The 14,002-nt window shown below is 63.0% G+C and carries 8 protein-coding genes and 1 pseudogene; 7 read left to right on the top strand and 2 right to left on the bottom strand.

Annotated elements, in window-relative coordinates; translation table 11 throughout:
- Positions 1-8: 8 nt before the first annotated feature.
- Complete coding sequence (locus tag SHK19_RS03415; RefSeq protein ID WP_322937860.1) at positions 9-1,850, bottom strand: patatin-like phospholipase domain-containing protein; 1,842 nt, start codon at positions 1,848-1,850, stop codon at positions 9-11.
- Between the two features lie 352 nt (positions 1,851-2,202).
- Here SHK19_RS03415 and SHK19_RS03410 point away from each other — a divergent pair, with 352 nt between their 5' ends.
- The 7 genes from SHK19_RS03410 to SHK19_RS03380 all read left to right on the top strand — a co-directional run bounded on the left by SHK19_RS03410 (position 2,203) and on the right by SHK19_RS03380 (position 11,839).
- Positions 2,203-2,544 (top strand): RtcB family protein, encoded by a 342-nt coding sequence (locus SHK19_RS03410; protein ID WP_405030454.1) that lies wholly within the window; start codon positions 2,203-2,205, stop codon positions 2,542-2,544.
- A 665-nt stretch (positions 2,545-3,209) separates the two neighbouring features.
- On the top strand, positions 3,210-3,605 hold the full coding sequence (locus SHK19_RS03405; RefSeq protein ID WP_322937859.1) for a (deoxy)nucleoside triphosphate pyrophosphohydrolase: 396 nt from the start codon (positions 3,210-3,212) through the stop codon (positions 3,603-3,605).
- A complete protein-coding gene (locus tag SHK19_RS03400; RefSeq protein ID WP_322937858.1) occupies positions 3,602-6,523 on the top strand; it encodes a DUF3427 domain-containing protein in 2,922 nt (973 codons plus the stop codon). The genes SHK19_RS03405 and SHK19_RS03400 overlap by 4 nt, the downstream gene beginning before the upstream one ends.
- 247 nt (positions 6,524-6,770) lie before the next feature.
- Positions 6,771-8,114, top strand: coding sequence for a hypothetical protein (locus tag SHK19_RS03395; protein ID WP_322937857.1), 1,344 nt, complete (start codon positions 6,771-6,773; stop codon positions 8,112-8,114).
- Positions 8,115-8,184: 70 nt separating this feature from the next.
- Entirely contained in the window at positions 8,185-10,158 is a 1,974-nt protein-coding gene (locus tag SHK19_RS03390; protein WP_322937856.1) for an AAA family ATPase, read from the top strand.
- Positions 10,159-10,172: 14 nt separating this feature from the next.
- Positions 10,173-10,754 carry a hypothetical protein gene (locus SHK19_RS03385; RefSeq protein WP_322937855.1) on the top strand — a complete coding sequence of 194 codons (582 nt, stop codon included), beginning with the start codon at positions 10,173-10,175 and terminating at the stop codon, positions 10,752-10,754.
- A 17-nt stretch (positions 10,755-10,771) separates the two neighbouring features.
- Positions 10,772-11,839 carry a hypothetical protein gene (locus SHK19_RS03380; RefSeq protein WP_322937854.1) on the top strand — a complete coding sequence of 356 codons (1,068 nt, stop codon included), beginning with the start codon at positions 10,772-10,774 and terminating at the stop codon, positions 11,837-11,839.
- 1,197 nt (positions 11,840-13,036) lie between these two features.
- Here SHK19_RS03380 and SHK19_RS03375 read toward each other — a convergent pair.
- Positions 13,037-13,927: pseudogene (locus SHK19_RS03375) on the bottom strand (TSCPD domain-containing protein); the annotation flags it as partial.
- Between the last annotated feature and the right edge of the window lie 75 nt (positions 13,928-14,002).

The following is a 14,002-nucleotide window of genomic DNA, read 5'->3' as shown; positions in this document are numbered from 1 at the left end:
CCCGTTCATCAGAGCCTCGGCGTGACGCGGAGGTCGGGCACGGGGCGCGGGACTGTGCCTCCGGTGCCAGGGTGCTTCTTCTCAGCCAACAGGCGAGCAGTGGCGATGACGGCGGCGGTCGCCTCGCCGTCTTTGGCGGCAGGCTTGAACCGGGTCGTGTTCGGCCGGTAGGCCGCAAGGTAGTCGCCGAACCCACAGTCGTACCCGGTGCAGAGTGTGGCGAGCAGCTCGTCGGTCGCGGCCATGGAGACGCGGTACCGCACCCACTTGTGCAGGTCGAGGTCGAAGTCGTCGAAGAGGGCGGCGGCCTCGGCACCGCGGTCGGCGAGCGCCTTGATGACCTCAGGCGGCATCGCGAGGTTGAGGCCGCCCTCGCCGTCCTTCTGCCGGATGATGGCGACCCGGTCGCGGAAGCCGGGCATGGTGATCCGGGTGTTGTCGCCCCAGTTCTGCATCGAGCCGAGGACGGCGCGGAGGAAGTTCGGGACCGAGGCGATCTCCTGACTCCGCGGAAGGCTGCCGGAGCGACCCTGCTCGCGGGGCGCCCAGACCAGGTCGGGGTAGTCCGGGTGCGCAGGGCCGAGGTTGAACCCGAAGGTGGGCCGGCTGGGCAGGGGCGAGTCGAAGAGGTGCATCGGGAAGTTGCTGGAGATACCGCCGTCGGAGAACCAGGTCTGGATCAGCCCCTGCTTGCCGGGGCCGCGAGCCCAGTCGACGCAAAACAGCGGGAGGGCGCTGAGCAGGATCGGGAAGCTGAGGCTGATCCGGGCCGCCATGAGCACGGGGAGGTCCTGCGGCTCGGGGAGGGAGCGCACCTGAAGGTTGTGGCGCGGGCACTTCATCGCAATCACAACCGGCCGGCCGTTCTCGTCGTCGCGGGTCTGGTCCTCCGCCTCCTCCGACGTGTCGACCAGGTGGTCGACGACGGCCTTCGGGAAGTAGGACTTCAAGTCCTCGGCGCAGAAGTAGAAGATCCGCTCGCGGAACGGGAAGAGGTACGGCCGCCCCAGCGTGACGTTGGTGGTCATCACCTCGAGGTCGATGCGACGGAGCGCGGCCACCTCGCGCCACTGCCGCGGCAGCACACCGTCCTTCCCGCGCAGCTCCTGGAACGCCTTCACAGCCTCCTCGCCCCACAGGTTGCCGAAGGTCAGCGGCGCTTCGTCCGTCGTACGGCCGGCGAGATCTTGGAACTGCTCGTGCATCCAGTCCGTCAACGGAGGTACGGCGGCGCCCTTGTCGCGGGTGTGGCCGTCGCAGATCCCGAAGCCCTGCTTGGGCAGCGTCTTCAGCGTTCGGAGCAGCATCCACGCACCTGCGGCGCCCAGTGCGATCACGAACGAGATGAGCACCCACGCCGCCGCTCCGACGACGAACGCCACCCAGCGAAGGATGCTGTCAGGCAGTTCTGCCGGCGACCAGACGAGCAGACTGCCAAGGAGCAGAAAGACGACGAGCACGGCGGTGAACAGCACCGGTGCCGCAGCCACCAGTCGTCGTACGGTGCTGAGCAGCTTGGTCGGCAGGCCCCACTTCGGCTGAAGCCAGTCGAGCCCGAGCCGGAAGACCGCCTTGGTCGGGAGCGTCGGCTGGAACAGGTCCGCCATCGCCTTGCCGAGCTTGTCCGGGAGCCCGTCGAGCTTCGTGAAGCCGCCACCGCTCCGGCCGTACTCGGCTGCCGCGGCCGCAACCGCCGCGATCGCGCCGGCGGAGGTGCCGCCGAGCCTGCGAAAGCGGTACCTGCCGGACAGGTGGACCACTGCTCGCGGGTACACGATCCCCGAGCTGATCCCGCCCTTCATGATGACGTCGCACTCGGGGAGTTGCTGGCTGGTGTGGGGGTCTGACATCGGGGCCTCCGCGCCTCTAACTGGGCTTAGTAGAGGTTGCTCCTCCTCTCGTGCCGGAGGAGGCCAAATTGCGAAAGTCGTCGCCGACGGGCCTGGCGGAGCCAACCTGGGGCCTGCCCGACCGTGACCTCGCGGTGTTCCTGGCCGGTACGGCGGAGATGGACGCCTACCTCAGCGACCTCTACGGGGCGCAGGAATACGCCGCCCGCAAACCGCGCCGTCATGGCGCTGTTCTGCGAGGTGGTCGTTCGGGCGTTCGCGGAGCGCGGTCACCGCCGCTGGTCGAGTAACCCGAGCCGCCAGGCGAGGGCGTATCGAGACCCGGTTCCGTTCCTATGGCGTCGCGCTGATCGTGTCCCCACGGCGCGCGATCCGTGCCGGCGCGGGCCAGTTCGGCCAGATCCCGGGCTCGATGGGCACCGGCCCGTACGTCGTACGTGGTCTCGGCAACGAGGCGTCGTACTGCTCCGCCTCCCACGGCGCCGGCCGCCGGATGTCGCGGTCGAGGGCCAAGCGGACCTTCACCCTCGACGACCTGGCCGCCCAGACCGTGGGCGTGGAGTGCCGCAAGGACGCCGGCGCGATCGACGAGATCCCCGGCGCCTACAAGGACCTCGAGTCCCTCATCGAGGCCCAGACCGACCTCGTGGAGGTCGTCGCCCGCCTCACCACGCTCATGTGCGTGAAGAGCTGAGTAGTTGGACGGCCCGCGAGCGATCCAACGATCGCGCTCACCCGCCCGACTCGCTATCGGCCTTCGCCGACGACAACCCATCTGCCGCCCAGAGAAATCCATTCGTTCGGTCTCATGCGCCGCCCAGATTTGACACCTTGGTCCGGTGCCGCCGAAGGACCCCCAGATGCGACTCGACACGCAGCTCCCGGTCGTCGATTCGTGGCTGCGCAAGAGAAAGGTCTGGCATGTGCGCGAAATGCTGCCAAGCCTCCGCGCAGAGATCGATCGCCTGCCCTATGAGTTTCGATACGAGTACGAGCTAGCAATAGACGAACGCGAGCAGAAGCTAAAGGCGTTGATCGCCGAGGTCGGCGAACCTCCGAAGTGGCAGGAGTCTGACGCACGGTCCCAGCCCGCCCCGCCTCCCGCGGAGGTCACGACCGAGGTGAGCCGAAGGTCGCCGCGGCTGACGCTTCGATGCCGACTCTGCAAGCAGTACGTCTGGGCCGAAGAGCGGCGGTCCTTGTGCGACGTGTGCACTCCTCAGGATCGCGTCTCAATCCGAACGATATCTGGCGGAGCCCCCGGCCTTGGCCGGAACCGCTGAGGAACGCGGGCGTCAATCCCCTCAGTTGAGTCGGACCCCGAACTAGGCTCGCCCCGTCGAGAGCGAAGGGTGACGGGTGAAAAAGCACATCAACGTTGTCGGAGCGGTCGTGGTGCGCGGGGGGCGAGTCCTTTGCGCCCAGCGGGGAGCGGGAGCTCTGGACGGGCTGTGGGAGTTTCCGGGGGGGAAGATCGAGTTGGACGAGACTCCGCGGTCGGCACTCGAACGGGAGATCGTCGAAGAGCTTTTGTGTCGGGTCGAGGTGGGCGCTGAGGTCGCGACAACGACGCACGAGTACGACTTTGCGATCGTCACTCTGACGACGTTTTATTGCGAACTCGTTGAGGGTGAACCGCAGCTCACCGAGCACGCAGACGTGAGGTGGTGCACCCCATCCGAGATGGCCGAGCTCCCTTGGGCACCCGCGGATGTCCCCGCAGTCGACCAACTCCGGATCGATCTCGGCGCATGACAGTTGACCTGTCTTGGGACGAGCCGCTGGCGCGCGACGTCCAGTTTGGCTACCTCGCTGCTGACATCACGGCCCCGCGGCATCGGCACCCTCGAGTTGTCCTCAACCAGAGCGGTGCCTCGGTCCTGCGGACCTTGCGCGAGGAGCTCGCGCGGTGCGATCGCTTCACCTTCTCAGTTGCCTTCGTCTCGACAAGAGCGATCGCGCTCCTCAAGCAAGAGCTCGTGGACTTCGCCGGCGAAGGCACGATCATCACCTCGGACTACTTGGCGTTTAACACACCGCAGGCATTCGCCGAGTTGCACAACCTCAAGCACCTCGGCGTCGATGTACGCATCCACTCCTCGAGCGCCTTCCATCCGAAGGGCTACATCTTCGAGCACGGCGACAGTGTTACGGCAATGGTTGGCAGCTCGAACCTCACTGAGACGGCGCTAGTCCGCAACCACGAATGGAATCTGAAGGTCAGCGCAGCGCTCGGAAGCGACCTCGCAGACCAGATCACGGCCTTGGTGGCGCGGGAGATTGAGATCTCCGTGCCACTGACCCAGGGATGGATCGACGAATACACAACTCAGTACGTTGCACCGCCGCCTCGAGTTGTGCCAACCCACGCCGCGGGCTCGACCGACCCGGCGGTGGTCGAGATTCTGCCGAACCGCATGCAGCGAGACGCGATCAGAGCGCTCGCGGACGTCAGGGCGGAGGGCGGAAAGCGGGCCATCGTCATCTCGGCAACTGGCACAGGCAAGACGATGCTGTCGGCCTTCGACGTGCGCGCGTGCGGTCCCGCTCGCATGCTGTTCGTCGTCCATCGCGAACAGATCCTGGACCGCACGATCCGCGAATACCAACGGGTGCTGGAACGACCGAGCTCCGACTTCGGCAAACTGACCGGCGCCGCCAAGCAGGGCGACCGTCCGTTCGTGTTCGCAACCAGTCAGACACTGTCGCAGCCTCAGGTTCTTGCTGAGTTCGCATCGGACGACTTCGACTACATCATCATCGATGAGGCGCATCGGGCGAGCGCGACAACGTATCGGCGAATCCTTGAGCACTTCACCCCCGGCTTCCTGTTAGGCATGACCGCAACACCCGAGCGCACCGACGGTCTCAACGTCTACGAACTATTCGACTACAACGTGCCGTACGAGATCCGCCTCAATCACGCGCTTGAGGAAGACATGTTGAGTCCGTTCCACTACTACGGCGTGGCGGAGGTGGTCTACGACGACGGGACGACGATCACTGACGACAGCGATCTCGCCGTCCTCATCGCTCCGGATCGCATCAAGCACCTCATCGGTGCCCTCGAGACCTACGGCCAGGCCGGGGTCCCGCCGCGAGGCCTGATCTTCTGTAGCAGGAAGGCCGAGGCGAGGGCACTCTCGGACGAGCTCAACAAGCGCACGCTGCGCGGACAGACCCTGCGCACGGTCGCGCTCACTGGCGACGACTCGATCCCACACCGAGAGGCCGAGGTTGCGCGGCTCGAGAACGGCGAGCTCGACTACATCCTGACCGTCGACGTTTTCAACGAAGGCGTCGATATCCCGTCGATCAATCAGGTCGTCATGCTTCGTCAGACGCAGTCCGCGATCGTCTTCGTGCAGCAGCTCGGCCGAGGACTCCGCAAGGCGGAGGCGAAGGAGTACCTAGTCGTCATCGACTTCATCGGCAACTACGCGAACAATTTCCTCATCCCGATCGCGCTCTTCGGAGACGAGTCGCTCAACAAGGAGTCGCTACGGAAGAATCTGATCGCTGCAGAAGAGTCGGGCGTCCTGCCCGGCCTATCGAGTGTCCGGTTCGACAAGATCTCTCAGCAGCGGGTCCTGAAGGCAATAGCCGAAACGACGCTAGACAAGATGCAGCGCATCAAGGCGGCCATGCTGGAGATGCAGGACAGAGTGGGCGGGGTACCGACCCTGGGTGACTTCTTCCGATTCGAATCTGTCGACCCGATCCTCTTGGCGACGAAGCGGGAGCACTACCCGGCATTGGTGCAGGCAATCCTGAAGGTCGAGTCGGGCCTCTCCCCCGCCGAAACGCGGGCGCTAGGCCTGCTCTCCCACGAGGTGTTGCCCGCGAAGCGCGGACACGAACTCGTTCTCCTCGGCACCCTGCTGGCAGGCGGACGGGTCGAGCCGTCCACCATCCAAGCTCGCCTCAACGAGGCTGGTCTCACTCACGACGACCGGGTCGTCGCCAGCGCGATCGACACGTTCACGCTTGAGCGTCACGCCGAAGCTGACATCAAGCGTTACCAGGATCCGATCGTCACACGACGCGGCGACGGCTCGGTATCCCTCTCGGAAGCATTCATCGCCTCGTACGGCGGCAATGACACCTTCCGTGCAGCTGTCGATGACCTCCGGACGACCGGTGCCGAGCTGGTCAAAGCTCGCTACCACCCAACCAAGGTCTTCACCCCCGGCCTCCAGTATTCGCGCAAGGAGGTGTGCCGTCTCCTCGGCTGGCCGCGTAACTGGGCTTCGACGCTCTATGGCTACAAGACCGAGGTCGAGACCGGGGTGTGCCCTGTCTTCGTAACGCTGCACAAAGCGGACGACATCGCCGTCAGCACGGCCTACGGAGACCGGCTCGTCGACCGGACCACAATGCTCTGGTACACGCGCAACCGCCTCACGCTCAAGAGCCGCGAGGTCGTCCCGATCGTCAACAACGCGGTCGCCATCCACGTCTTTGTCAAGAAGGACGATGCCGAAGGTAGTGGCTCGTACTACCTCGGTCAGGCAACGTCGCACGACGGGGAGGAGACGACGATGCCCAACGCCGACGGTCACCCGCTCAATGTCGTGCGCATGATGCTTCGGTTCAACGATCCGATCGACGTCGCCCTCTACGACTACTTCCATCCCACCGTTACAGAGAATAGGGGTGCGAGGACACAGTGATCTGCCGCCCTTGCGCGCCGTTCCACCCACCATGGAGCGGCCTCCAACCGATCGCCGGCGTGCGGCAAGGCACCCGTGGCATCACAACTCTGTGGCTACCCGGGACCGGCGATGACAGCGACTTCCCTCATCACGGGCCCGTGCCGACGCAAATCTGCGATGCTCACCCCCCGCAGCGTCCACTGGCTCTATCGTTGACGCGTGCCATGGATCGCGACGTACTACGCACCGTGACAAGCCTCGCTGGGTGGAACGCATGAGTGCCGCAGATCGTCTCGAGCGGCACTACGAGGAAGTCGCAGAGTGCTTCGAGGAGGCTTCCACTGGGGACTACGGCGCCTTGGTTGTTCCGACTGGAAACTCCGACGAGCCGATGCACCGTTGGTTCCACCTAAAGGAAGCATTTTCGTATCAGTTGTTACCACGCGTCCTCAAAGATACAGGGCTCGCGGACCTAAAGGAGTTGACGGTTTTCGAACCGTTTGCTGGTTCTGGCACCGTCGCTGCAACTCTGGTCCAGATGATCACCGACGGTCAGTTGTCGCGGGCCTCGTATATGGGGCTCGAGGCCAACCCCTTCTTGCACCTACTCTCGTCGGCCAAGTTGGCCGCAGCGCAGCATCCCCCAACGGAATTCGACGCGCTCGCGGCTTCTGTCGTCGAGGCTAGCCAAGTCGTCGATCCAGACTCGCTCGAGGCGCCCGCCCTCGCTACCTTCAGGTCCGGCTACTTTGATTCGGACAGCCTGTTAGGCCTTCTCCGGCTCCGTCAGGCAATCAAGGGGTCGCCGGCCTCAAGTGTGGAACGCAGGCTGCTGATGATTTGCCTGGCAGCAACTATCGAACCATCGAGCTTCCTGCGAAAAGACGGTCGGGCCTTGAGGCGGGTCACAGAACCTCGCACGAACGATCCGTTCGGTTGGTTCAAGGCTATCGCCGAGATCGTTCATGAGGATCTCCCTCGGCGTCCCGTTTCAATCACGGGCCGGTCCCATCACGGCGACGTCCGTGATTTTGAGGTACCGCCAACAGACGAAGCCGCGAGCGATCTCTCCCTTTTTTCGCCGCCGTACCCCAACAATATTGATTACACCGAAGTGTACAAACTAGAAACCTGGTTCCTGAACTTCATTAATAGTCACGACGAGTTCCGGGCTCAGCGGCGCACATCCCTTCGGAGCCACGGAAGTCTGAAGTGGCAGGAGGAATACAGATTTCACGATTCGACCCACCGGCGAGAGATCGAAGATCTTGTCAGCCCACTGTTGGCGGTAATACCGGCGGACCGATATAGGTCGGCACGACGACAATTGGTCTTAGGCTATGTCGACGACATGTTCACCACACTGTTAAAAGTAGAACGATGCTTGCGAAAGGGCGGGCAGATGGTCTGCGTTGTGGGAAACTCATTGCACGGATCCCACGATCAGCAACTTCTTATTGCAGCAGATCTCCTTATCGCCCGACTTTCCGAGCTAGCAGGGCTCAACGTGGACCGACTTGAGGTGGCGCGGGTTCCGACGCGGCGTCGGTCAGCTTCCCGATTCCTGCGCGAGACGGCGATTTTTGCGTCGAAGCCAGCGTCGGAGTAAGCCCTCATTGATGCCCACTCGCGACGAACTGCCAATCGAGGTAGCCGAAGTTTCCGGACAAGGAGCGCAAATGCCAGACCACCGATCGGTCACATTGCCGGTGCCGACCCGAATGACGTTGCGGAACTTCTCGCTTTACAGCCGAGCCCGAACGATAGAGGTCGCTTTTGAGAAGTCGGTCTTCTGCTTGGCAGGCGCGAACGGCCTGGGAAAATCGACCTTTCTGTCCGCGCTCAATTTTGCCGTCACCGGCACGGTGGCCAAGCCGGGGACAAATTTCCTCGGAGCCTCAAAATTCTATGAAGATATTTCAGGTTACTCAACCAAATACTTCGACGGTCGAATCTCGCCAAATGATCACGAAATTGCGGAAGTAGAGATCGAACTGGCGGTCGGGACGCAACGGTTCCACCTCACCAGGGGCATGTTCTCGCCGACGGGTCTGCGAGCGTTTTCGATAACTCGCGAGAATGGAGAAACCATCGACTTCTCTGGAGCGGAAGTGACCGATGCCGAGCGCCACGGCAGGTATGTCAACGAGATCATCGAAGCTACCGGCCTCAACTCTTTCGCTCAACTGGTGTTCCTCCAATGGTTTGTTTTGACCTTCGATGAGCAACGTCATTTGCTCTTTTGGTCCGATCGGATCTCCGAGCAAGCACTCTTCCTCGCTTTCGGTTACTCGGCGGAATCAGCTGAGCGCGCCGAGGCTCTGCAACGCGCTTACGACTCGAGCGAGTCGAAGGTCCGAAATCTCCAGTGGCAGGCCACCGGAGTTCGCAAGCGCCTCGACGCCCTAGAGGCAGCTTTGGGAGGTGAATCTCAAAGTGAGGATGGGGACCTAGAAGCCGAGCATCAACGGATGCTGACCGAACTAGACGCTGCCGGCGCCGAACACGGCGAGCTCGTGGCATCTGTGCAAGATGCCCAAGCCCGACTGGACGAAGCTGGAATCGGTGAGGCTGCTGCCAGGCAGGCGTACGAAGAAGCCTTCCGCGAGCGAGTCGCCCTGGCGTCTGCCGCACGGCTGCATCCGCTCGTGATTGCGGCCCTCGAGGAGCAAACCTGTGGCATTTGCGGCACGGCTGACGTAGCCGTTCGCGACGCTGTGAATGACCTACTTCAGTCCTCGAGGTGCCCGTTATGCACATCCGCCCTGAGCGCGGAGACAGCTGAAGGTGCCGCGGCGCTCGCCACACGGCTGACCGAACTCGGTCAACGCCTGGTCGACGCGGGCGAAGATGTCCGATCCCTGCGGGAACATGTGTCTCGAAAGGTCCGCGCTCTGGACGAGGCGGACGCGCGCATCCGAAGTGCTCGGACGACACTCGAGACCTTCCGCGCGGCGAACACCCGCGCATTGCTGCGCGGGAGCGGCGATGCCGGCGTCGTCGACGACGCCCGTGCCGGACTTAGACGAGAAATCGCGGACCTCCTGCAACAGAAGGAGCAGGCACTTCAACGCCGCGATCAGGCTATCGCCTCTCTTGATGTCCTCCGCCAGGACCTCGGCAGGCGCTTTGCTGAGATGGAGAACGAGTTCGTTCCCCTGCTCCAAGAATTGGCGTTCGAGTTCCTGGGGGTGCCGTTGCAAGTCGACCTGGAGCGACGGGGCCACCACTTGGGCTTGTCCCTGACGCTGCAGGGAACCCAGCGGCCCGCGGCAGACACACTCTCCGAAAGCCAGCGATTCTTTGTCGACATTGCTCTCCGTATGGCACTCGCACGTAAGTTGTCGAGCCTGGAGGCGCCCGCCACGCTCTACATCGACACACCTGAGGGCTCACTCGACATTGCGTACGAGGGCCGCGCCGGACGGATGTTCGGCTTGTTCGCAGGAGCAGAGGATCACGTGATCATGACGGCGAACATCAACACGTCGAAATTGCTGCTAGAACTGGCAACGATCTGCAGGAACGAAAAGATGGAACTCGTTCGGATGACGGAGTGGTCAGATCTAACGTCGGTTCAACAAGACGCCCAGGCGGACTTTGAGGCAGCCTACGGTGACATCGAGGCACGATTGAACGGCGCATCCAATTGATCTCGGTTCCTGCAGTGTTCGACACGTTGTTCCTGGTCAGCTCGGCGGATCCGAACACTGGATTGTCAGTGGCTGAATTGCAGACGTTGGACTATCTTGGATGCTTGATGTCCGTCTACGACGGGGAAGATGCATCGGCATGGGAGTTCGGCTTTTCAGTCACCGATCTCGGCGCCCCCTTTTCGACCACTCTGAACGAGGCCGCGCAGCAATGCCAGCGGGTCGGATGGATCGTCCGCTCCGAGAAGATCTTTCAGGCCTCGGCGGCCGGCCGCGAAGAGGTAGCATTTCAAAGCAGGCTTGCCCCTAACATGAGGCGCGTTAGATACCTCTCCGCGAGCATCGCGGCCTCGATGTCGATGACACTTCCATCAATTTCGGACGCGCTAAATCGGGAGCCGGGACTGCGGCGCGCCATCGCGTTCATGCGGCGCAAACGACTCCTTGACGACACCAGCCTCGGGTTGGTAATCGAGCAATTCGACGGGTTGCGCGAAGCTGTTGGCGACGGATCCTCACGGTCAAACCTGATGGTACCCACAGTGGTTTGGCTAAGTTACCTCGCGGCAGATCCGGACCGACAGGTCGGCGGATGACTTACGACAGTGAGGTCATGGCGGGGATCGCCGAGCAGTTGTTCGAAGTTCACGTCGAGCGCGCCCATGGAGCGCCTGGTGTTGAGCGATTGCAGGCTGTTCTTGCAACCGTGAAGAGGATCTACCGAGTTCGGTCGCCTCAGAGCTTTCCGGAGGGCCTCGTTGTTGTAGCGAGTATCGCTCCAGGGGGTGTGCTTGACCCCAGCGTTAGCAGCCAGCTCGATACGGCTTACAAACTGAACAGCCTTTCGGCCGGGGCAGTCGTCGAAGTCATGGCCGACGGCACGGCACGCGGACGACCCCTCGGTTCAGATGATATCAACGCGATGGCGCTGTCGGCGGTCGTGTACTGGTATTCGAACGCTTCCGGCGACGGGACCGAGGCAATTGTTCTGCCTGACGGGCACGTTAGTGTGCCGAATCCGAATGGATATCCTAGCGCAATTGCCTCGCCAACATTTTGGGAACTCGAGGACTCCTTAAGCTGGTATCACGAACGGCTCGCAAGCAAGGGCACATGCAAGATCTTGAAGACGGTGTGGGCAGACGACGGGCAAGGACGCAGGCTGGCTTTCGTCAATCATCCCGAAATCATCATGCGCGAATCCTTGGCACAACATTTGAGGTCCTCCCTACGAGATCATCAAGCGATCCGGGTCAACGAGGAACAGAATCAGTCGGAGACGGAACCGGTCGATATCGAAGTCACTTGGTCGCTTACCACACACATCGCGCTGCTCGAGGTAAAATGGGTCGGCAAGTGCTTGGAAGAAACAAACACCCGACTGGCTTCCTACTCGTACGCGGATTCGCGTGCGCGTGAGGGAGTGCCACAACTATCGGGTTACTTGGATGATGCGTACGAACGCAATCCTGGCCACGAGGTTAAGGGGTATTTGGTCGTATTCGACGGAAGACGGCGTGGAATTAGCCGCTGGCAACCTGGGGCGGTGTCGGGGAACGACGCATGGTACTACGAAAATCGAGAGATCGATTACCGCGGAACCATTCCCGTCAGGGACGACTTCAGGCCGCCCGTTCGGCTCTTTCTCGAGCCCAGATTGCCGCGCCCCACTGCTAGCTAAATCGCGCGCGCAAGCTTCGCAATCAGGCATCCCCAAGCGCCGTCGCTGCAGACATCAGCACGCTGAGCACGAGGCTAGACTTCTCCGCAGCCGCTTCGTAGCAACTTGGAGTCTCACCTGGCGAACGTTTGCGTCGCCCGCAATCATCGCCGATGAGCGGGCTATGTCGGCCTTAAGGCCTTGGAAGTTGGTACGGTTGCGAGGTGGAGCGACCCAATCGCTAGGACTCCAGATTCTTGCGAAGCTGAACCACTTACGAGGGGAACGTCGGTGCTGACCTGTCCCACCTGTCACGTCGACTACGACAACACCAACGACGTCGACGTGCGGCACCACACTGAGCCGATTCTCGGCTGTGGTTGTAAGCGATGCAGTGGGCGTCCAAGTTGCTACGCCTGCGGCAGTTCATTCTGCTTCTGTTCGGCCCACTGACCCCGGCGCCCAGATCCGCAGCTGCTTCGAGCTCACCGTCGGCCACGGCACGCGAAGCTCGGTGGTGCAGACCCCGTGAGATCGCTATGGAATGGGCGTCGCGGACATCGGTCTTGCGGTTATGGCCGGTATCGGAGAGGCGAGCCCGAGCCGCCAGCCTGGCCGTCAGGTCCACCACCTCCTCACCAGCCTCGAGCAGGTACAACACAAAGCGCCGGGCGTGTTGCTCCCCTCGGCCGCCCGGCGCCGGTGTCCTGCCTGGCTTTCGCGTAGACCTACCTCGGTGCAACCGGCAGGGCCGGCGCTGAATCGGCCACTTCCGAGCAGTTCTGTCGGGTGACGACCTTGATGGTCGCTGAGAGCTTGTGAACGTCGACCCCGATAATCAGACGCGCAATAGTGTCTCCATCCCCGCCTCATACTGATAGTGACGGCGAGGGTGGGAACTGCTGCTCCGACCTTGGCACCACCCGCGCGTTGCGGCTCGCCACGGTGCCCTACGGATTGCAGACCGGAAGAGAGCCACACCCAGCTCGATGGGAGCCGCGTACAGAACCCTCCGCCGGACACCTAGACCGAGGCTGGTCAGAACCGATCCTGCAGAGAAGTGTCTAGCAAGCCGCGAAAGACCCGGCAGATCAGCGTCGATGCCTGATCGACGCCAAAGGGGTTCCGAAGGGCGATCGCCTGTTGTGACCGCCCTTCGGCGTGCTTCTTGTGTGTTGCTCAGCTGCAACCGCTGGTGCTGCCGCAGCCTTCGCACACTTAGCACGAACCAGCCGGCCGCATCTTGGTGCCGCAGGTCATGCAGAGCGGGCTGTCGACGGCGTGGCCGGTGATCTGCTCGAGGAGCTCGGCTGACGTACCGGGCGGCCTTCGGGGCGCCGGCGAGGGGATCCTCGGTCACCTCGGCATCGATCACCGTCGGCGTCTCGGCTTCGGGTGTCTCAATACGCGCCTCGCTGGCGCTCGGCGCTACTCGACCACCGGCGGTCGTGGCGGAGGGCGCGGGGTCCTCGATGAGTTCCGACGGGCTGCCGGTCTTTTCGACGGGCTCGTAGCTGCCGGTCTCGAGGTGGCGCTGGCGCTCCTCGGCGGAGTAGATGCCGAGGGCGGAGCGGGCGTCGAAGGACAGGTAGTCCAGAGCCAGGCGGCGGAAGATGTAGTCCATGATCGACTGGCTCATCCGCACGTCAGGGTCGTCGGTGAGGCCGGCGGGCTCGAAGCGCAGGTTGGTGAACTTCGAGACGTAGGTCTCCAGGGGCACGCCGTACTGCAGGCCGACGCTGACCGCGATCGAGAAGGCGTCCATCACGCCGGCCAGGGTGGAGCCCTGCTTGCCGAGCTTGAGGAAGACCTCGCCGAGCTGGCCGTCGTCGTGGGCGCCGGAGATCATGTAGCCCTCGGCGCCGTGCGGGCCTGGCGCGACTTCGGCAGCCACTTGCGGGACGGTGCGTAGACGACCTTCTCGATGACCTTGGTCTCGACAGGCTCGACCAGCAAGGAGGCGGCGTCGGCGGCGTCCTTCTTGGCCTTGCCGCCACCGTCGGACAGCGGCTGGCCGACCTTGCAGTTGTCGCGGTAGATCGCGGTGGCCTTGAGGCCGAGCTTCCACGACTGGAGGTAGATGTCCTCGATCTCCTCCGGCGTCGCCGACGATGTGGGGCGCGGCGGCCCGGGGCGGATATGGGAACTCGGGACACGTACCCCCGGCCCCTATCTGCCGCCGGA

Origin of the sequence: Nocardioides bizhenqiangii (genome assembly GCF_034661235.1) — a bacterium.
Taxonomy (GTDB): Bacteria; Actinomycetota; Actinomycetes; order Propionibacteriales; family Nocardioidaceae; genus Nocardioides; species Nocardioides bizhenqiangii.
Note: the sequence above shows the minus strand (reverse complement) of the source record. Positions and strands in the feature narration are given on the sequence as shown.

Coding starts and splice junctions, on each gene's coding strand:
- SHK19_RS03415 (WP_322937860.1), bottom strand. CDS start 1,850: ATGTCAGACCCCCACACCAGCCAGCAACTCCCCGAGTGCGACGTCATC.
- SHK19_RS03380 (WP_322937854.1), top strand. CDS start 10,772: ATGGCGGGGATCGCCGAGCAGTTGTTCGAAGTTCACGTCGAGCGCGCC.
- SHK19_RS03390 (WP_322937856.1), top strand. CDS start 8,185: ATGCCAGACCACCGATCGGTCACATTGCCGGTGCCGACCCGAATGACG.
- SHK19_RS03400 (WP_322937858.1), top strand. CDS start 3,602: ATGACAGTTGACCTGTCTTGGGACGAGCCGCTGGCGCGCGACGTCCAG.